This is a genomic window from Gilvimarinus sp. 1_MG-2023 (genome assembly GCF_030548285.1).
Window position 1 is genome coordinate 1 of the sequence record NZ_JAUOSC010000387.1, and the last position, 362, is coordinate 362.

Annotated in this window: 1 protein-coding gene; it reads left to right on the forward strand. The window is 46.1% G+C overall.

Annotation, left to right across the window (positions count from 1 at the left end):
- Positions 1-362, forward strand: a 362-nt coding sequence (locus Q4563_RS17315) for an SDR family NAD(P)-dependent oxidoreductase (protein WP_303605379.1), incomplete at both ends; no start/stop codon positions are given.

Below are 362 nucleotides of genomic sequence, written 5' to 3' on the forward strand. Positions count from 1 at the left end.
GATGATGGCTATCAGGTGGTCGCCGGATACTATTCGGGAGGGTCGCATGAGAAAGCCCAGGCCTGGCAAGAAAAGCTGAAAAGCGAGGGTTATGATATTGCCCTTGGTTTTGGCAACATTACCAGCTGGGAATCTTGCGAAGCCTGTATCAACAAGATTCGCGAAGAATTTGGCTCAGTTGATGTTCTGGTCAACAACGGCGGAATTACTCGTGATGCCACATTGAAAAAAATGACCCCGGAAATGTGGCATGACGTGATCAACACCAACCTGTCATCTGTTTTTTATATGACGCGTCTGGTGATCAACGTGATGCTGGATAAGAAATGGGGCCGGTTTATTAATATTTCTTCTGTTAATGC